The following is an 18,165-nucleotide window of genomic DNA, read 5'->3' as shown; positions in this document are numbered from 1 at the left end:
TTTTGAAGACATTATACTTTATACATACCTTAATTTTAAAAAAACGTTAATTTAGTGTGACTTAGACGCGTGAATTTTAGAAAAACAGCTATAGCTGAAAGGGAGAACCTATATGATAACAAAATGGACAGCTGAACGAATGCCCGGTGTAACGGGAAAAACAGCCCTTATAACGGGAGGAAACAGCGGTATTGGATTTGAAGCAGCAAGGGCTCTAGCAGCTCGCGGAGCAGAAATCATTCTTGCTGTGCGTAATGAGGAAAAAGGGAAAGAAGCTAAGAAGAGAATTAAAGCGGATAACGGAAATGCTAAAGTGACTATTATGTCATTAGATCTCAGTGACTTGAGCTCTATTCGGCATTTTGCTAATCAATTTCTTCAACAATACTCGTCTTTGGACCTTCTCATTAATAATGCAGGCGTGATGGTTCCGCCTCACAGCAAAACGAAAGACGGATTTGAACTGCAGTTTGGCTGTAATCATTTAGGACATTTTGCGCTTACGGGTTTGCTGCTTCCTTTACTAATGGCAACTCCACATTCAAGAGTCGTAACGGTAAGCAGTATAGCTGCTAATTCTGGAAAAATCTATTTTGATAATCTAGACGGGGAAAAAGGCTACAGTCCAATGAAGTTCTATAGGCAAAGTAAACTCGCCAACCTATTGTTTGCTAAAGAACTGCAAAACCGCTTAGAAGCAGCTGGATCGACGACAATTAGTGCTGCGGTACATCCGGGTATTTCAAATACTAACCTATTATCACGAGGTTCAGGTAAAGAGCCAAACGGCTTGCTGAAATTTTTAGTCAAGCTATTTAGTCAATCTGCAGAAATGGGCGCGCTGCCTACTCTTTATGCAGCCACTGAATCAATAGAAGGCGGTACATATATTGGGCCAGACGGAAAAGATGCTAAAAAAGGATATCCTTCAAAAGATAGGATGGGAGATGTTTTATTTAAACCGGACGTAGCTGAAAGGCTATGGAGCATATCGGAAGAATTAACAAAAGTGACATATATATTCAAGAAAAGATAAAAACCAGCGGCTATTGGTCGCTTTTTATTTTTTTTAAACTTAAACATTATAACGTTATATTTACTTATTTATTTCTTTATGTTATTCTACATTTGTAAAAACAGAAAAATAATTAATATTAGTGTAAGCGCTACCATAAGAGGAGTGAACGAAATGAAGAATCGGTTTCTATTAAGGAATGTCAAATCGGTCACTGAAAAAGAGTTTGATATTGTTATAGAAAATGGAAAAATTTCTGAGATAGCAAAAGCTGGTGAAGGAAAAGCACCGCTTGTTTATGATTACTCAGGAACCTACATATCCAGCGGATGGATTGATTTACATGTTCATGCGTTTCCAGATTTCGAACCATATGGAGATGAGATAGACGAGATAGGAGTGAAGCAAGGAGTAACAACACTAGTGGATGCAGGAAGCTGCGGTGCTGATCAAATAGCAGATTTAATTCAAAGCCAATATGCAGCAAAAACTAATTTGTTAGCGTTTTTAAACATTTCACATATTGGTTTAAAACGCACAGATGAGCTTTCAAATATGGACTGGCTAAAAGCGGAAAACATTTTTGAAGCCATGAAGGCATATAGAAACAATATTGTAGGTTTAAAAGCCCGTATAAGCAAAAGTGTAGTAGGTAAAAGCGGTATTGAGCCTTTATATTTTGCTCGAAAAATGTCTAGTAAAATTTCACTTCCATTAATGGTTCATGTCGGGTCTGGTCCTCCTGCTATTGAGGAAGTTGTTTCGATTCTAGAAAAAGGAGACATTATTACTCACTATTTGAATGGAAAAGCTAATAATCTATTTGATGATGAAGGAAAGCCGCTTCCACTCCTAATGGAGGCCATCCAACGAGGTGTTCATTTAGATGTAGGGCACGGAAATGCAAGTTTTTCGTTTCAAGTAGCAGAAGCTGCCAAAAAACATAATGTTAAATTCAATACAATTAGCACAGATATTTATCGAAAGAATCGACTAAATGGGCCTGTATACAGCTTAGCTCATGTATTATCTAAATTTCTTTATTTAGGATACAGCCTTGAAGAAGTAGTAAATGGCGTTACTGTTAATGCGGCAAAGTGGCTTAATAGACCGGAGCTAGGAAGGATACAAGTTGGAGACCGTGCCAATTTAACTCTTTTTACTATAGAAGACAAGCCTGTTCTGTTTGTTGATTCCGAAGGAGAGAAGAGAGAAGGTAAGCAAATAATTAAAGCAAAAGGAGTAGTTGTAAATGGAACGTTCATTGAATGCTAAATATGGCTTGAAACGAGTAATTAACGCGAGCGGTCGAATGAGTATTTTAGGTGTATCAGCACCGACTGATACAGTAATGGATGCAATGAAAAAAGGAGGACAAAATTACGTTGAAATCGCTGATTTAGTTGATAAAGCAGGCGATTATATTGCTGAGATCTTAGGAGCAGAAGCAGGTGTGGTTGTTAACTCAGCTTCAAGTGGAATTGCTCTCTCTGTAGCTGCTCTTGTTACACAGGGAAATCGCCGCAAGAGCGAGCGTCTTCATCAAGAAGAAATTCCTAAAAGAGAAATTATTATTCTGAAAGGTCATAACGTACAATACGGGGCACCAGTTGAAACAATGGTTTATTTAGGTGGAGGAAAGCTTATTGAAGTTGGCTACGCTAATGAAGGAAGAGCAACTCATATTGAAGAAGCGATTTCTGAAAACACAGCCGCCATTCTTTATGTGAAATCTCATCATACAGTTCAAAAAAATATGATCTCTGTGGAAGAAACGTGGGAAATTGCACAGAAAAACAATGTTCCGTTAATTGTGGATGCTGCCGCAGAAGAAAACCTTCAAAAATATGTAAAGTACTCAGACCTTGCAATCTACAGTGGCTCAAAAGCAATTGAAGGACCAACTTCTGGAATTGTTGGAGGTGAACGTAAATATATCGAATGGCTGAAAGTTCAACTACATTGTATTGGAAGAAGTATGAAAGTAGGAAAGGAAACAATATTTGGGTTACTTCAAGCACTTGATGAGTATGGAGAAAAGAAAGATAAAAGTGCAAAAGAAAAAGAGAGTTTACAAGCGCTACTGTCATTAAAAGACATAGAAGGCGTTAACGTAACAATTGTTCAAGATGAGGCAGGCCGAGCTATATTCCGAGCTAGAATTCAAATCATTCCAGAACAGGCTAATATAACTGCAGAAGAAGTTGTAAAAGAGTTGAGTGAAGGTGAAATTGCTATTTATACACGTGATTACGGGATAAGACAAGGATATTTTGACATCGACCCAAGACCTTTAAAGGGCGATGATATACATGTAATTGAGTCTAGAATACGCGAAATTGTAGGAGGAAACTGACATGTCAAACATTACAAAACGTTTTTATAAAGAGCGTGCAGCATTAAACGTATTAGCAAACAGTGTCGAAAATGCCAAAGAAGTATTTGAGGCTGCAGAAGGGCATGTATTAGTAGGCGTGTTATCTAAGGATTATTCTACTGTAGAAGAAGCAGTAAAAGCAATGAAAGAATACGGAAAGGAAATTGATGGAGCAGTATCAATTGGTTTAGGTGCTGGAGACAATCGTCAAGCAGCTGTAGTAGCAGAAATTGCAAAGAATTATGCTGGCAGCCATATTAATCAAGTATTTCCTGCTGTTGGAGCAACACGTGCTAATCTAGGTGAAAAGGATAGCTGGATTAATAGTTTAGTATCCCCAACCGGCAAAGTCGGCTACGTAAATATTTCGACTGGCCCAGTTAGCGCAGCGCATAATGAACAAGCTATTGTACCAGTCAAAACAGCTATTGCCCTAGTACGTGATATGGGAGGAAACGCGCTCAAGTATTTTCCTATGAAAGGGTTAAGCTATGAAGAGGAATTCCGAGCTGTGGCACACGCTTGCGGGGAAGAAGAATTCGCTTTAGAGCCAACTGGAGGAATTGATAAAGAAAACTTTGAAACAATTTTGCGTATTGCTTTGGAAGCCGACGTCCCAAAAATTATTCCGCATGTTTATTCGTCAATCATTGACCAGAAAACAGGAAAAACAAAAGTAAATGATGTACGTGAGCTCCTCGAAAAGATGAAAAAGTTAGTTGATCAGCATGGCTAAGAACTTTGCAGCATTTGGAGAGGTAATGATGCGTTTACAAGTACCAGGATATGAATTACTCTCTCAAGCTCATACATTAAGCTATTCGTTTTCTGGTACAGGGGTAAATGTAGCGGCGGGGTTGGCGAACTTCGGATATACGGGATATTTGATCACTGCTTTACCGGATAACGCTGTGGGAGATGCGGCTGTATCTTATCTTAAAAAGTTAGGTATTTCGCAGTCATTTATTAAACGCAGCGGAAAACATGTCGGTATGTATTTTTTAGAAAATGGATTTGGGTCCCGATCTAGCCGAGTTACATATACCAACCGTTCAGAAAGCAGCTTCAACAGAGCTCCTGAAGGCATATATGATTTTGAGAATATTGCGGAGAAAGTAGATGTGGTGCATTTTTGTGGAATCTCTCTAGCAATGAATGATTCCGTCCGATCCTATATGAAATCATTTGCCAAAGCGGTAAAAGAACGCGGTGGTATGGTCGTATTTGACTGTAACTACCGCCCGTCTCTATGGGGAGATGAAGGATATGAAAGCGCAAAGCCTCATTATGAAGATATGCTGTACCTTGCAGATATCGTAATGATGAATGAACAAGATGCTATGCACATTCTTAAGATGGAAACAGAAGAAATAAGCAGAAGAAAGCAGCTGATGAAACTAATTCCAAAGGTAGCAAAGAAGTACGGTCTTTTTGTCGTAGCCGGTACGCACCGATCTATTAATAAGAACAATAAGCACTCTTTATGCGGTTTTATATATAAAAATCATACATTTACATTTTCTGATACGATTACTTTTTCTGTCTATGATAGAATAGGCGCAGGAGACGCCTATACAAGCGGCATTTTATATGGCGAGTTAGAGAGCTTTTCAGCAGAAAAGACTGTGGCATTCGCTGTAACAGCGGGAATGCTTGCTCATACAATCGTAGGCGATACTCCTATGTCATCCCAGTACGATATACAAAAAGCGATGACAGAATCAGTAGGCGATGTAGAAAGGTAGAGGATGTAATAGTGAACGTATCTCGAAAAAAAGGACCACTGTATTTACAAATAAAAAATATCTTAAAAGATCGAATTTTGCATGGCGTGTATCCCATTCAAACAAATATTCCTTCTGAGCCGCAGCTGGAAGAGGAATTTCAAGTAAGTAAAATTACGGTTCGAAATGCTATTAAAGAACTTGTGAAAGATGGATATTTAGAAACAAAAAGCGGTAAAGGAACAAGAGTTATTCGAAATACATCTATTTCAAGGCTCTCAAAAGGAAAACGCTTTACCGAAGTGTTGGTGGAAAAAGGGCATATCATTCAGAAAAAGTTGCTTGGGGCGGAGACAATTGAAAATGCACCAGAAACAACTTTATATACGCTGTTTGGTGAGCAATGTATTCAAATAGAACGTCTTTACTATTTAGATAATGAACCTTATATTCATTACACGCATTATTTAACCATGCAACGTATGGAAGGGATAGAATTAACACACTTAAATGCACAGTCGTTATACGATTTGATTGAAGAACAAGATATTACATTGGAGAAATTTCGAGATCAGTTTGCTGTTGCAAAAGCTGATTCTTATGTAGGCGAAAGACTGAATGTGCAGGCTGGAGAAGCGCTATTAAAGAGATCACGGTATTCCTATGATGAAGAAGGAAATATCATCGAATACAGTGAGGGCTATTATAATACAGAGATGCAGCAATACATTGTGAATTACGATATTTAAGAAGTGCGAGAAGAATACATATTCTTTTCGCCTGAAAAATGAGAGCGTTTACTAAATGGGGGAAAAGAGGAATTTAGTATGGATATGTATCTATTGCTTGTGACATGCCTAGCAATTGTTATTGTTGTATTAGGAGTCTCTTGGTGGAAGTGGCATGCTTTTATTAGCTTAACCGTTGCCAGTTTATTTCTGGCTATTATGTCAGGGCTTTCGATGGACAAAATTGTGGGGGCTTATGAAACAGGAGTCGGCAGTGTTTTAGGTCACCTTGTTGGAATCTTGGCGCTTGGAACGATTTTAGGGAAAATGATGTCAGACTCAGGGGCTGGCATGCAGGTGGCGGAGTTTTTCATTAGGTTTTTTGGAATCAAAAAGTTGCCATGGGCGATGCTCTTTGCTGGTTTTATAATAGGTATTCCAGTTTTTTTTGAAGTTGGAATTGTTATTTTACTGCCGTTAGTGATTTCTATTCATAAAACAACAAGACAAAATATTCTATTAATTGCACTGCCTGTAATTGCAGGCCTATCGATTGTACATGGTCTTGTGCCCCCCCACCCGGGAGCGATGACAGCCATTGGAATATATAATGCAGACTTAGGAAAAGTTTTGCTCTATTCATTGATTATTGCTCTTCCAGCAGCAATAGTAGCAGGGCCTGTATTCGCAAAATGGGTACATAAACGTGTGATTCCTGAAGGGGAACCTGAATTAATTCGTATCAGCACTTCATCTGAAAAATTACCTAACACAGGTATTTCATTTTTCATTATCTTATTACCTGTGTTATTAATGGTGTTATCTGTTATGGCTCCGTATATACCGCTTTCTAGCTTTTTAACTAAATTTTTTGTATTTATAGGCAGCCCTGTCATCGCACTTTTAATTTCTTGCTTTGCCGCATTTTATCTTTTGGGCATGCGTCAGGGAATGAAGAAAGATATAATTAAAAGATTAGTAGAAGAATCATTGCTTCCGGTTGGATCTATTATTTTAATTATTGGAGCTGGAGGGGGATTTAAACAAATTTTAATTGATAGCGGTGTAGGTACATCAATTGCTCAAATGTCTGAGCAAATATCGCTTTCTCCTATTGTCTTAGCATTTATGGTAGCAGGATTAATTCGTATTGCTACCGGATCGGCAACCGTTGCATTAACAACAGCTGCCGGCATTGTTTCACCAATCATTGTGCATATGTCTGGAGTCAATCTGGAACTGCTGGTTATTGCGACAGGAGCAGGATCACTAATGTTCTCTCATGTAAATGATGCAGGCTTTTGGCTAGTAAAAGAATATCTAGGTCTAACAGTAAAAGAGACGTTTAAAACATGGACGGTACTAGAAACACTGCTTTCGTTTATTGCTTTTGGAGGCGTTCTATTATTTGATGTTTTTATTTGAAAATTTCCTCCTTCTGATTATTTTGGAAGGAGGTTTACTAGTTGACTTGATATATAGTATTTGTAGAATAAGGAGGCAATGTATATGACCTGGTTAAAAGAAATACTTGGAACAGAAAAAGCTATTATTGCTATGTGTCACTTGTTACCGCTGCCTGGAGATCCATATTTTAATAGTGAAAAAGGTATGGACTATGTAGTAGAAATGGCAAGAAAGGATTTGCATGCTCTTCAAGAAGGCGAAGTAGATGCTATTATGTTTTCAAATGAGTTTAGCATGCCGTATTTAACGGATGTTAAAACGGAAACTGTAGCTGCGATGGCACGAATTATAGGTGAATTGATGTCGGAAATTAAAGTGCCCTTTGGAGTAAATGTATTGTGGGATGCTAAGAAATCTTTGGATTTAGCGGCTGCTACTGGTGCTAAGTTTGTTAGAGAAATTTTTACAGGCGTATATGCAAGTGATTTTGGTACTTGGAATACCAACGTTGGAGAAACAATTAGACATCAGCATCGAATTGGGGCCAAAAACGTTAAATTATTATATAATGTTGTTCCTGAATCTGCTGCGTATTTGGCTGAGCGGGAAATTGAAAGTATTGCTGCATCTACGGTATTTAACAATCGACCAGATGCGCTATGTGTATCTGGATTAACAGCAGGGGCCAAGACGGATGTGCAGTTATTAATGCGCGTAAAGGAGGCTGTTCCTAATACAATTTTACTTGCTAATACAGGAGTTAATTTCACTAATTTCAAAGAACAGTTATCTATTGCTGATGGGGCAGTTGTAGGTACAACATTTAAATACGACGGTAAATTTGAAAACCATGTGGATGTTGACCGTGTAAAAAGATTTATGGACAAAGTAAAATTTTTTCGTGACAATCTTTAAACGACAAAAAGGGTAAAGGTGAATCAGTTAGCTTTTAGTTTTGATACGGATGCTGTAATTGTCCACAGTGCACCTGTATACCTCATCTGTAATAAAGACATATTTAAAAAGAGATAGCAATAGATGAGAATATACAGCTTAGTTTCATTGGAGTAATAGCTAAAAGAAAATGGACAATATTAAAAGAGGAATTTTCATTGATCCCGCCCAATCTGAAGAATACAAATTCTCTGTTTAATTAATTTTTATTATAGTGGTGATCTAATGAAAAATGAGCCTTTTCATATTAATTAGTATCTTAACTGTGCAAATCAAACGTAAGAAGCAGTTCTGTAATTAGAGCTGTTTTTTTATTGCCTAAAAGCTATAGGTCAGGGGGGAAATAAAAAACAGAATGTTGGATAGCATAATGATAAGGAAATGTACAATGAGTATGCTCTATTTTCAAAGAAACAGACGTACTCAACAAAGCTGAAGAAGCGGAGGGAAGTAACAGTGCCTGACAAACCTAGTATTACCTCAAGCGAAATTGGGACGCTGTGGATGACATATCAGCAGAAAACGTTAATTATTTGCTTGTTAGATTATATGATTGAACATGCGGATGATGAAGATGCTAAAACAATTATGACGGACTTGCGTGAGCAGCTTATTATATACATACGAAAAATAAAAACAATATTTGAAAAAGAAGGAGCGGTAGTGCCAACGGGGCTTTCATCTCAAGACGTAAATGTACAGGCTCCAAAACTATTTACTAACGGATTTGATATTATGTTTCTTCGTGTCATCAAAGAAATTAGTATGGGGATGTATACATTAAGTTTAGGCAAGGCCTACAGAGAAGATGTGGTGAAATTTTATCAAGATTTAACAAAAATTACGCAAGAGTGCTACGATTCCTGTACGCAGTACTTATTGAGAAAAGGAATTTTATCCCGCCCACCCTATATTCCGATGCCAACTACCGTTGAGTTTGTTTCGGATAGAAAATATCTGAGCGGCTTAAATGTATTTGCGGACAAAAGAGTACTAAATACGATGGAGCTAGCGCAGATTTATCATGGAGTCGAAACAAACATTGTCGGGATGAAGTTAATGAAGGCTTTTTCTCAAACGGCGAAAGATGCCGAAGTGAAAAAGCATTTTTTGAAAGGAAAAGAGCTTAGTAAAAAAATTATTACGCGACTTGAAGAAATAATTATACAAGACGATATTTCACCTTCTGTTGCCTCAACAGGAAGCATAACGACTTCTGAAACGCCTGCTTTTTCGGATCGTTTGATGCTGACATGCGATATTTTACTAAGTAACTTCAGTATCGGAAGTCAGGCGTTTGGAGCAGCATTTAGTTTTCGAAGAGATATTGTGGCTAAAATGATGCTGATAGGAGAAGAGGCGTTTCAATATGCAAGCGAAGCAACAGAAATTATGATTAAAAAAGGCTGGCTTGAAGTTCCGCCAAGTATTGATTAGCTAAAAGGAAAGCCTCTTTCATGCATTGTAAATGGAAGTTTATATATCTTTACACACCTTTAACCTTTTATTCAAGTTGATTTAACAGACTGCGTGTACAGTTAAGTTATGTCAATAATAAACAGTAAAGGGTGTAAACAATGAAAAAACGTGCAATTGGAGCGGCAGTATTATCAGCGGTAACTGTAGCAGCGCTGGCATTTGGAACAAATTCACCAACAGATGCTAAAGCAGCTAAAGGCGTAAATAACCAAAAAGCTAAAAATGTTATTCTTTTTGTTGGAGACGGTATGGGTACCGATCATCGTGATGCGATCCGACTGGCCGCCGTAGGAGCAAATGGAAAGTTAGCAATGGATGATATGCCGGCAGTAGGGAGAGTCCATACATCTTCAGGAAATTCATTTGTTACGGATTCTGCAGCAGCTGCTACAGCCATGGCTTCAGGAGTTAAAAGTTATAATGGCGCTATTGGCGTAAATATGAAAGGAAAGTCTGTTCAAACAGTTTTAGAAAAAGCAAAATTAGCTGGGAAAACGACGGGGCTTGTGACAACAAGTCAAGTAACAGACGCAACTCCAGCTGCTTTTGGCGCACATGTTAAAGATCGAAGTGCTCAAAGTGACATCGCGAAGCAGTATCTTGAAAACAGTAAGATAGATGTGATTCTAGGTGGCGGAGAAGATTATTGGTACACAAAAGGAAATGAAGGTGCACATCCAGATGCCCCGCCAGAAGATAAAACTGAAGGAAGCAAAGGAACGCAAGGAAACTTAGTAAACAAAGCACAAAAACTTGGGTATACATACGTTAATAACGAAAATGAATTAAAATATGCTAGAGGAACAAAATTGCTTGGTCTGTTTGCTAATGAAGAAATGTTTCAACAAGCTCCTGAAGGCCAAGGTGATGTGTACAACCCTCAAGTATCTCTAAAAGACATGACAAAAAAAGCAATCAATACGCTATCACAAAATAAAAAAGGGTTCTTTCTTGTAGTAGAAGAGGAAGCGATTGATGAAATGGCTCATAATAATAATGCTGAACTCATGATTAAAGCAGGTAAGCAGCTTAATGATACGGTGAAGATGGCTAAAGCTTATGCTAAAACACACCCAGACACTCTCGTATTAGTAACAGCTGACCATGCAACCGGAGGTTTAGCACTTGAAAAAGTAGACAATAAAGATAACGGTGGAGATGAAGCATCAAAAGAAGATGGACCATTTGCAATCGCTCATTCAAAAGAGCAGTTCGTTGCGGATTGGACAACTGAAGAGCATACGTCATCAGACGTTCCTTTAAATGCAATGGGTGCCGGCTCAGAAAGATTTACTGGAGTATACGAAAATACGTATTTACATGATGCTCTTCTAAAAGCAATGAATTTAAAATAAGTGAGATAAAAGTACGGTGTTGATTTAATATACTTAGTATGTAAATCAACACCTTATTTTTTGCTTTGTGTGAGCAAGTTATGATGGAGTTTCTTCAAAGGTATGCTACGATAAGAATTATCTTGAATTGAAGAGGTGTCACGATGAAAATAGAAGTATGGTCAGATTTTGTCTGTCCTTTTTGTTATATTGGAAAGCGCCGATTAGAGCAAGCGCTTCAGCAATTTGCACACAAAGATGATGTGCAGGTTGAATTTAAAAGTTTCGAGCTAGATCCAAACGCCCCAGTTAATACTGGCAAAACAATTAATGAAGCTCTTGCTGCTAAATATGGAATGACGATTGAACAAGCGAAGCAAGCAAATGAAGGAATCGGACAGCAGGCAGCTAGTGTGGGCTTATCCTTTAAATTTGACGATATGAAGCCAACTAATACATTTGATGCTCACCGCTTAGCTAAATTTGCAAAAGCTCAAGGAAAAGAAGCAGCCATTACAGAAAAACTCTTATATGCATACTTTACTGAATCAAAACATTTAGGTGAAGAAGAGACGCTGGTTGCTGTTGCAGAAGATGCAGGTCTTGACCGAGAAGAAGCACGTCAAATTCTTGCGGATAAAAACGCATACGCAAATGAAGTGCGCAGTGATGAAGCAACGGCTCAGCAATATGGCATTAGCGGTGTTCCATATTTTGTTGTTAATCAAAAATATGCGATTTCAGGTGCACAGCCAGTCGAAACATTTGTAGGAGCTCTCCAACAAGTATGGGAAGAAGAAAATCCGACTCCCGCTTTGAAGAGCCTTTCTCCAGAAGGCGCAGATGATGCCTTTTGTGCAGATGGTCAATGTGCCGTTCCTGATTCCTCTAAAAACCAACAATAAATAAAAAGCAGAATCGGAATTTCCGCTTCTGCTTTTTATTTATTTGCAAAAAACTTCACAAAAAAACAAACATATGTTCTGTTTTGTGTTATAATAAGTTTAGAAGCAACAAACCTCGATGAGTAAGCTCCAAAAATAAGCGATTAAAAGTGATCCCACCATGAACTACCTTCCATTTAATCCTGCAGGGGGAATCTGAATGAAGAGCAAAGTGCGCATTATCCCATTTCAAGTAGTTGAACAATTGAATCAATTTAATGAAGTCCCAGAAGGAGTCGCTCTAATTGGAGCAGAGCAAGTATGGAAGCAAACAAAGGGACGGGGAATAACCATAGCGGTTTTGGATACCGGCTGTGATGTTACACATCCAGATTTGCAGGAGCGAATTATTGGAGGAAAAAACTTTACACAAGATGATCAACAAAATCCAGATATTTTTCAAGATTATAATGGTCACGGCACTCACGTAGCAGGCACAATTGCAGCAGCGCATAATGGAACGGGTGTTGTAGGAGTGGCTCCTGAAGTGGGCTTACTTATCCTAAAAGTACTTGATGGAAATGGTTCAGGTCAATACGAGTGGATTATTCAAGGTATTAACTACGCCATCGAGCAAAAAGTAGATATCATTTCGATGTCGCTTGGAGGTCCGTCGGATGTGCCTGAGCTACATGAAGCGATTCAAGATGCTGTTGATCAGAATATTTTAGTTGTCTGCGCAGCGGGAAATGAAGGAGATGGAGAAGGCTCCACAGATGAGTTTGCGTACCCAGGCTCATATAATGAAGTGATTAGCGTAGGAGCTGTTGATTTAGAGAAACGATCTTCGGTATTTTCCAACTCAAACAACGAAGTAGATGTAGTAGCTCCGGGAGAGAAGGTCGTATCAACTTACTTGAATGGAAAGTATGCCGCACTGAGCGGAACCTCTATGGCAACACCTCACGTAGCAGGGGCCTTAGGATTGATAAAAGTTCTTTCAAATGAAATGTTTGGAAGAGAACTTACAGAACCAGAGCTTTATGCACAGTTAATCAGAAGAACCCTTCCATTAAATGAATCACCAAGAGAAGTAGGAAACGGATTTGTGCACTTGACCGTTGTTGAAAAGCTGTTGCGTGAAATTCAACGTCAAATGACTTCAGAGGTGATCGGATGAGAAGTAGTTTAGATATGCTAATGATGGAAAAGCAGCAGGCAAAAGCTCTTTATCACGAATACGCAAACAATCGAAGTTATTATGATGAAAAGACAGATGAAGAAAATAAAAATCTTTATTATCAAGATACGCTCTTTGAAAGAGAAGCCATGCAAACGTTGTTAAAGGAAACGCATCAGCATTTGCTAAGTTATTCGCCGCATAAATATGTATATCCCTGGGTGGATCTACAGGAGAATGGGGAGCTGAAAAGTCTATACTCAGGGAAAGGGATGGATCCGTTAGAAACTATACAGCAAGATATTGATCAACTTCAGTCGCTTAGTAACTCCTCTCTTTCAAGCAATGATATACTGCTAAACTGTGAGCACGTTGTCCCACAATCTTGGTTTGGGAAACAAGAGCCTATGAGAGGCGATTTGCATCATTTATTTGCGTGTGAGCCTTCTTGTAACAGTCGAAGAGGTAATTCTTCTTATATTGACTTCGCGGATTATACGCCGGAAGTAAAGCAATCAGATGTGAAAGAAGGATGTGGCAAAGCAGAAAAAGGTAAGTTTGAACCTGAATATGGAAAAGGAATTGTGGCTCGATCAACTCTTTATTTTTTAATTCGCTATCATAATAAAATTGACTCTTCGCGAGTAGATCTTCCTCTTTTACTAAAATGGCATGAAGAATTTACTGTTTCACTTTATGAAAAACATCGCAATGCAGCAATCTTTGAGTTGCAAGGCAACCGAAATCCTTTTATCGATTTTCCTGACAAAGCAGGTGCGTTAATGAGTTCTGCTTTCTAAAATAGCGAAGAGCTCCGCTTCAATTCGAAGCGGAGCTCTTTTGGATAATCTAATATGAAAATCCATATTTATCACTTAAAAGGGCGTCCATTTTATTTAATAAGCGAAAATATTCTTCTTGTTCTTCTACACTTAGAGCTGCTAGCATATCTTTTAAAAATCCATTTCGCTTCTCTGTAATCATTGAAACAAGTTTCTTTGATTCATCGGTCAGTGAAACCCACACGACTCTCCGGTCTTTTTCGTCTCGCACGCGCTGAATGAGAGATTCTTCTTCCAATTGATTTAATAAGCTAGTTGTAGCGCCCGAGGTTAAGTGAAGTTTATTTGAAATATCTGCTACCATATACTTTGTGCCGCTGGCAATGTAGTTTAAGATATAAAATTTAGTGGGTGTTAAGTGATAAGGCTGTGTTTTTAATGTTTCTTCGACTAAATGCCGCATATATTGAAAAAAAGATGTGTTAATTTGATAAAGGTGTTCAATTTTTGAATCTAAATTGTTATCCATGCTAGCTTCCATCTCCTTGTACACTACGGACGTATATAAACTAACTCTAAAATAAAATGAAACAATTGTAAAGGATGGCAATGATTATCTTTAACCACCATTATTATTTTTAAATTAATATCTTTACGAAAAAATATCTTTATGATAAAGTTATTTAGGTGGTTAACCAAATAGATGATTGTAAAGAAACATATCTCATAATAGATGGAGATAATATCTTTATGAAAAAGCTATATAAAAAAGTAATTTTATTAGTGAAGTATTAAGGAGGAGTAATGAATGTCTAGAAGTCGCTTAATGGTAACAAATTTTATTGGAATTATCGTTATTTTAGCTTTATTAATTGGAGGAGGATATTATTACGTTCAAAAATCGAACTATATTACAACGGATAACGCTAAAGTATCCGGAGATGTATACAATGTAGTTGCACCTGCAGCAGGTAAAGTAGCAAGCTGGACAGTAGAAGAAGGAAATGATGTATCAAAAGATGCTGAAATTGCTAAAATTCAAGCTGAAAAAGGGTCTGTAGCTGCTAAAGTGCCAGCAGATGGAAAAATTATTCAAACAAACGTAAAAGAAAATCAAATGGTTCAAGCTGGACAGCAAATTGCAACGGAAGTAGATATGAAAGACCTATTTATCGTAGCAAATATTAAAGAAGATCAGCTTAAGGATATTAAAGAAGGCGACGATGTAGATGTAACGGTAGACGGAGACAGCAGTGCAAAAATCGACGGCAAAGTCGAAGAAATTGGATATGCAACCAATTCACTTTCATCTTTAACATCGAACTCAAGCTCAGATGGAAACTACACAAAAGTGTCTCAAACGGTTCCTGTGAAAATTTCTATTTCTAATTATTCAGAGCATGTACTGCCAGGTATGAACGCAGAAGTAAAAATTTCGAAAGACTAATTCTTACTACAACAGTTCAAGAAGGGAGGAAATATGATGACAGCCAGTATAGAAAACACAAGTGATGGATCCATCAAAAAGCATATTCCGCTATTGATTGTTTTAATGCTTGGTTTGTTTCTTGCGATATTAAACCAAACGTTACTGAACGTAGCCATCCCGCATTTGATTACTGAGTTTGGCGTAACGGCAAATACAGCTCAGTGGTTGTTAACTGGATATATGCTTGTGAACGGGGCATTAATTCCGCTTTCAGCTTTTTTAATTGAACGATTTGGTGTGCGTCGCTTGTTCTTATTTGCAATGTTTTGTTTTACAGTAGGGTCATTGATTTGCGGAATTGCACCTACGTTTTCGATTATGCTTACCGGCCGTTTAATTCAAGCTATTGGCGGAGGTGTCTTATCGCCTCTTGTTATGACCATTATCGTGTTTATTTTCCCTCCTCACATGCGAGGAAAAGGGATGGGGATTTTTGGTTTAGCCATGATGTTCGCACCGGCTATTGGACCAACGTTATCTGGATGGGTTATTCAAAACTATGATTGGCACATCCTTTTTAACGGCATGGTGCCATTAGGTGCTATTGTATTAATTATTGCTTTCTTTCAATTAAAAGACATTCAGCCTCCAAAGGATGTAAAAGTTCACATGCCTTCTGTTGTGACATCACTTGCAGGTATGGGATTATTGCTTTATGGATTCAGTGAAGCTGGAAATGACGGCTGGACGGATTCAGTTGTTCTTTCTACAATCATTGGCGGGGCAGTTCTTTTAATTATATTTGTTCTTCAACAAATTAAATCTGAAAAGCCGCTATTGGATATGCGTGTATTCAAATATAATATTTTTTCACTATCAAATATTATTAGTATTGCGATTACAATCAGTATGTACGCAGGCATGTTCTTGCTTCCAATTTACTTGCAAAATATCCGCGGATATTCTGCTTTTGATTCAGGACTGCTGTTGCTTCCTGGCGCACTTGTTATGCTGGTTATGTCGCCGATTTCAGGTACATTGTTTGATAAAGTGGGACCTCGTCCGCTAGCAATCGTTGGTATGCTCATTACATCTATTTCAACGTTTGAATTTACGAAGCTGACGATGGATACACCGTTTAATCATATTTTAGCGATTTATATTATCCGTTCGTTCGGTATGTCACTCTTAATGATGCCGATTATGACAGCCGGTTTGAATCAGCTTCCGCAGCGACTAAGCAGTCACGGAACGTCAATGTCTAATACGCTTCGTCAAGTAAGTGGTTCAATTGGTATTAGTTTAATGACGACCATTTTTACGAACCGTACAACGTATCATGTAAATGAAATCAGCAGTTCCATGAATACGTCTGATCCATTCTTTATGAACAGCTTTCATTTATTTGTACAAAAAGTAGCTGCTACTTTGCATTTATCACAAGATCAGGCTCAGCAGCAAGCGCTGAAGGTTTTATCTGGAAAAATGACGCAGCAAGGTACGATCCAAGGTATTAACGATGCCTTTTACTGGGCAACAGCAATTTCTGTTATTGGTTTAATTTTAAGTTTCTTCCTTCGTGACGTACGTAAAGATAAAGTAGTCGAAGAAAAGAAATCAAAAGCTCAAGAGGAAGATATTCGTATGCTTCCAGCTCCGAAAAGTATAAATTCATAAGGAGCTATAGAAATCTAAAGTTCATCATAAAAATGTTGGAGAGAAAGGGGCAGTGAGGCGGATGGATCCATTGATATTTGGTGAAGAAATTCAAAGAATTTCAATATCTTTAAACAAAAAAGTAATGACAAATGTAAAAAGCCTTTTACAGCATTACGGAATTACCCCTTTTCAATATCATATTTTACTGATTGTTGAACGTGCAGATACAATGCCTGTCACCAAAGTGGCAGACGAGATAAAGGCGAGCCCAAGCGTTATTACAGCATCGATTACACGTTTGTATGAACTGAATCTTGTGGAGCGCTACCATTCAAAAAGAGATCGGCGTAAAGTTATGGTCGAGCTTACAAACAAAGGGAAGCAAGTGATTCAAGCTGCTGAAAAAGACATGCAGCAAGGGGTTGAAAAACTGTTTGCTTGCTATAAAGAAGAAGAACAGCAGCAATTTCTCACGCTCTGTCGACAGCTAGATGAACATGTGACTTGAACTTGAGTAGAAAAAAGTATATTGAGTTAAGCGGAGTGAGTGTAAATGAATAAAGAAACGGTAAAAAACATTCGAAAAAACTACAATATGAATCAGCGAAACTTCGCTCAAGCAGTAAACTGCAGTTTTTCTTTAATTGCACTGGTTGAAGTGGGGAAGCGAAGAGTAACAAAAAACTTGGAAGACAAAATTAAGCAAGCATTTCAATTGAACGATCACGATTTAAAAACACTGCAAGGGTAATACAAAAAGTAGGTGTGAAACGAGCGCACCTACTTTTTTTCGTCTTGTTTTTTTGTAAGCGGATCTACCGTATGTTTGTAATCGTAAGCTTTCGAAGTAGTAACTATGCATAGCAGTAAAATAACAAATACAATGATAATAGAGAGCGTAATAATGATGATCATATAAAACGTCCTTTCTTTTTCTTATTACGTATGCTTTCGTTCTTATTGGTAAAATTCCTTCTTTCTCCACATAGTGCAGAAACGACAAACGCATACTAGTAACAGCCTAAAATAAAGGAGTGTTTATAATGAATGAAAAAGAGTTGAAAAAACAATTAAAAAAGGTAGCGGATTATCCTTCATCTAAAGCAGATGGAGTAGACGAAGAGTTTTCTCGTGAATTAGCAGACCAAGACGATTTAGAAGCTCAGGCTAGAGCGAACGCTGCAGATGAAAGACAAAAAAAGCAAAACTAAAG

The 18,165-nt window shown here is 37.9% G+C and carries 20 protein-coding genes; 18 read left to right on the top strand and 2 right to left on the bottom strand.

Going from position 1 to position 18,165, the window contains the following annotated elements; translation table 11 throughout:
* Window positions 1–112: 112 nt before the first annotated feature.
* From ACFX4R_RS05600 to ACFX4R_RS05540, 13 genes are all read left to right on the top strand, one after another.
* Window positions 113–1,036, top strand: a complete 924-nt coding sequence (locus tag ACFX4R_RS05600) for an oxidoreductase (RefSeq protein WP_377569097.1) — start codon at window positions 113–115, stop codon at window positions 1,034–1,036.
* A gap of 153 nt (window positions 1,037–1,189) precedes the next feature.
* A complete protein-coding gene (locus ACFX4R_RS05595; protein WP_097823928.1) occupies window positions 1,190–2,290 on the top strand; it encodes an amidohydrolase/deacetylase family metallohydrolase in 1,101 nt (366 codons plus the stop codon).
* Window positions 2,268–3,371 carry a DgaE family pyridoxal phosphate-dependent ammonia lyase gene (locus ACFX4R_RS05590; protein WP_043979337.1) on the top strand — a complete coding sequence of 368 codons (1,104 nt, stop codon included), beginning with the start codon at window positions 2,268–2,270 and terminating at the stop codon, window positions 3,369–3,371. Before ACFX4R_RS05595 ends, ACFX4R_RS05590 begins: the two co-directional genes overlap by 23 nt.
* A gap of 1 nt (window position 3,372) precedes the next feature.
* Window positions 3,373–4,128 (top strand): 2-dehydro-3-deoxy-phosphogluconate aldolase, encoded by a 756-nt coding sequence (gene dagF / locus ACFX4R_RS05585; RefSeq protein ID WP_043979334.1) that lies wholly within the window; start codon window positions 3,373–3,375, stop codon window positions 4,126–4,128.
* Window positions 4,121–5,137: a sugar kinase gene (locus ACFX4R_RS05580; RefSeq protein WP_043980571.1), complete on the top strand. Its 1,017-nt coding sequence runs from the start codon at window positions 4,121–4,123 to the stop codon at window positions 5,135–5,137. The genes dagF and ACFX4R_RS05580 overlap by 8 nt, the downstream gene beginning before the upstream one ends.
* Before the next feature lie 11 nt (window positions 5,138–5,148).
* On the top strand, window positions 5,149–5,865 hold the full coding sequence (locus ACFX4R_RS05575; protein ID WP_043979332.1) for a GntR family transcriptional regulator: 717 nt from the start codon (window positions 5,149–5,151) through the stop codon (window positions 5,863–5,865).
* A gap of 78 nt (window positions 5,866–5,943) precedes the next feature.
* Complete coding sequence (locus ACFX4R_RS05570) at window positions 5,944–7,269, top strand: GntP family permease (protein ID WP_043979330.1); 1,326 nt, start codon at window positions 5,944–5,946, stop codon at window positions 7,267–7,269.
* Between the two features lie 84 nt (window positions 7,270–7,353).
* A complete protein-coding gene (locus tag ACFX4R_RS05565) occupies window positions 7,354–8,166 on the top strand; it encodes a BtpA/SgcQ family protein (protein WP_097823924.1) in 813 nt (270 codons plus the stop codon).
* A 495-nt stretch (window positions 8,167–8,661) separates the two neighbouring features.
* Window positions 8,662–9,642 carry a DUF3231 family protein gene (locus ACFX4R_RS05560; RefSeq protein ID WP_043979324.1) on the top strand — a complete coding sequence of 327 codons (981 nt, stop codon included), beginning with the start codon at window positions 8,662–8,664 and terminating at the stop codon, window positions 9,640–9,642.
* Between the two features lie 140 nt (window positions 9,643–9,782).
* Complete coding sequence (locus tag ACFX4R_RS05555; protein ID WP_165575364.1) at window positions 9,783–11,039, top strand: alkaline phosphatase; 1,257 nt, start codon at window positions 9,783–9,785, stop codon at window positions 11,037–11,039.
* A gap of 143 nt (window positions 11,040–11,182) precedes the next feature.
* Window positions 11,183–11,923: a DsbA family oxidoreductase gene (locus tag ACFX4R_RS05550; protein ID WP_377569093.1), complete on the top strand. Its 741-nt coding sequence runs from the start codon at window positions 11,183–11,185 to the stop codon at window positions 11,921–11,923.
* Window positions 11,924–12,122: 199 nt separating this feature from the next.
* A complete protein-coding gene (locus ACFX4R_RS05545) occupies window positions 12,123–13,082 on the top strand; it encodes a S8 family peptidase (protein ID WP_165575362.1) in 960 nt (319 codons plus the stop codon).
* A complete protein-coding gene (locus ACFX4R_RS05540) occupies window positions 13,079–13,882 on the top strand; it encodes an endonuclease I family protein (RefSeq protein ID WP_013082427.1) in 804 nt (267 codons plus the stop codon). The genes ACFX4R_RS05545 and ACFX4R_RS05540 overlap by 4 nt, the downstream gene beginning before the upstream one ends.
* A gap of 49 nt (window positions 13,883–13,931) precedes the next feature.
* Here the strand turns inward: ACFX4R_RS05540 and ACFX4R_RS05535 are convergent, their stop codons facing one another.
* On the bottom strand, window positions 13,932–14,393 hold the full coding sequence (locus ACFX4R_RS05535) for a MarR family winged helix-turn-helix transcriptional regulator (protein WP_016763546.1): 462 nt from the start codon (window positions 14,391–14,393) through the stop codon (window positions 13,932–13,934).
* Between the two features lie 279 nt (window positions 14,394–14,672).
* On the opposite strand from ACFX4R_RS05535, the gene ACFX4R_RS05530 reads away from it, so the two are divergent.
* From ACFX4R_RS05530 to ACFX4R_RS05515, 4 genes are all read left to right on the top strand, one after another.
* The gene (locus ACFX4R_RS05530; RefSeq protein WP_013082429.1) at window positions 14,673–15,311 is read left to right on the top strand and encodes a biotin/lipoyl-containing protein; all 639 of its coding nucleotides are present in this window, start codon (window positions 14,673–14,675) and stop codon (window positions 15,309–15,311) included.
* 33 nt (window positions 15,312–15,344) lie between these two features.
* Window positions 15,345–16,970: a DHA2 family efflux MFS transporter permease subunit gene (locus ACFX4R_RS05525; protein WP_034275603.1), complete on the top strand. Its 1,626-nt coding sequence runs from the start codon at window positions 15,345–15,347 to the stop codon at window positions 16,968–16,970.
* Window positions 16,971–17,031: 61 nt separating this feature from the next.
* Complete coding sequence (locus ACFX4R_RS05520; protein WP_043979311.1) at window positions 17,032–17,460, top strand: MarR family winged helix-turn-helix transcriptional regulator; 429 nt, start codon at window positions 17,032–17,034, stop codon at window positions 17,458–17,460.
* A gap of 45 nt (window positions 17,461–17,505) precedes the next feature.
* On the top strand, window positions 17,506–17,703 hold the full coding sequence (locus ACFX4R_RS05515) for a helix-turn-helix domain-containing protein (RefSeq protein ID WP_013082432.1): 198 nt from the start codon (window positions 17,506–17,508) through the stop codon (window positions 17,701–17,703).
* A gap of 29 nt (window positions 17,704–17,732) precedes the next feature.
* On the opposite strand, the gene ytzI is transcribed toward ACFX4R_RS05515, so the two are convergent.
* Window positions 17,733–17,867 carry a YtzI protein gene (gene ytzI / locus ACFX4R_RS05510; RefSeq protein ID WP_016763550.1) on the bottom strand — a complete coding sequence of 45 codons (135 nt, stop codon included), beginning with the start codon at window positions 17,865–17,867 and terminating at the stop codon, window positions 17,733–17,735.
* 128 nt (window positions 17,868–17,995) lie between these two features.
* Here ytzI and ACFX4R_RS05505 point away from each other — a divergent pair, with 128 nt between their 5' ends.
* Entirely contained in the window at window positions 17,996–18,163 is a 168-nt protein-coding gene (locus tag ACFX4R_RS05505; protein ID WP_081085297.1) for a YfhD family protein, read from the top strand.
* The last annotated feature ends 2 nt before the right edge of the window (window positions 18,164–18,165 follow it).

This window comes from Priestia sp. YIM B13490 (genome assembly GCF_042787735.1).
Taxonomy (GTDB): Bacteria; Bacillota; Bacilli; order Bacillales; family Bacillaceae_H; genus Priestia; species Priestia megaterium.
The sequence above is the reverse complement of the archived record's forward strand: the minus strand, read 5'-3'. Positions and strand labels throughout refer to the sequence as shown.

Coding starts and splice junctions, on each gene's coding strand:
- ACFX4R_RS05520 (WP_043979311.1), top strand. CDS start 17,032: ATGGATCCATTGATATTTGGTGAAGAAATTCAAAGAATTTCAATATCT.
- ACFX4R_RS05505 (WP_081085297.1), top strand. CDS start 17,996: ATGAATGAAAAAGAGTTGAAAAAACAATTAAAAAAGGTAGCGGATTAT.
- ACFX4R_RS05555 (WP_165575364.1), top strand. CDS start 9,783: ATGAAAAAACGTGCAATTGGAGCGGCAGTATTATCAGCGGTAACTGTA.
- ACFX4R_RS05550 (WP_377569093.1), top strand. CDS start 11,183: ATGAAAATAGAAGTATGGTCAGATTTTGTCTGTCCTTTTTGTTATATT.
- ACFX4R_RS05570 (WP_043979330.1), top strand. CDS start 5,944: ATGGATATGTATCTATTGCTTGTGACATGCCTAGCAATTGTTATTGTT.
- ACFX4R_RS05590 (WP_043979337.1), top strand. CDS start 2,268: ATGGAACGTTCATTGAATGCTAAATATGGCTTGAAACGAGTAATTAAC.
- ACFX4R_RS05595 (WP_097823928.1), top strand. CDS start 1,190: ATGAAGAATCGGTTTCTATTAAGGAATGTCAAATCGGTCACTGAAAAA.
- ACFX4R_RS05525 (WP_034275603.1), top strand. CDS start 15,345: ATGATGACAGCCAGTATAGAAAACACAAGTGATGGATCCATCAAAAAG.
- ACFX4R_RS05565 (WP_097823924.1), top strand. CDS start 7,354: ATGACCTGGTTAAAAGAAATACTTGGAACAGAAAAAGCTATTATTGCT.
- ytzI (WP_016763550.1), bottom strand. CDS start 17,867: ATGATCATCATTATTACGCTCTCTATTATCATTGTATTTGTTATTTTA.
- ACFX4R_RS05580 (WP_043980571.1), top strand. CDS start 4,121: ATGGCTAAGAACTTTGCAGCATTTGGAGAGGTAATGATGCGTTTACAA.
- ACFX4R_RS05545 (WP_165575362.1), top strand. CDS start 12,123: ATGAAGAGCAAAGTGCGCATTATCCCATTTCAAGTAGTTGAACAATTG.
- ACFX4R_RS05515 (WP_013082432.1), top strand. CDS start 17,506: ATGAATAAAGAAACGGTAAAAAACATTCGAAAAAACTACAATATGAAT.
- ACFX4R_RS05535 (WP_016763546.1), bottom strand. CDS start 14,393: ATGGATAACAATTTAGATTCAAAAATTGAACACCTTTATCAAATTAAC.
- dagF (WP_043979334.1), top strand. CDS start 3,373: ATGTCAAACATTACAAAACGTTTTTATAAAGAGCGTGCAGCATTAAAC.
- ACFX4R_RS05530 (WP_013082429.1), top strand. CDS start 14,673: ATGTCTAGAAGTCGCTTAATGGTAACAAATTTTATTGGAATTATCGTT.
- ACFX4R_RS05600 (WP_377569097.1), top strand. CDS start 113: ATGATAACAAAATGGACAGCTGAACGAATGCCCGGTGTAACGGGAAAA.
- ACFX4R_RS05540 (WP_013082427.1), top strand. CDS start 13,079: ATGAGAAGTAGTTTAGATATGCTAATGATGGAAAAGCAGCAGGCAAAA.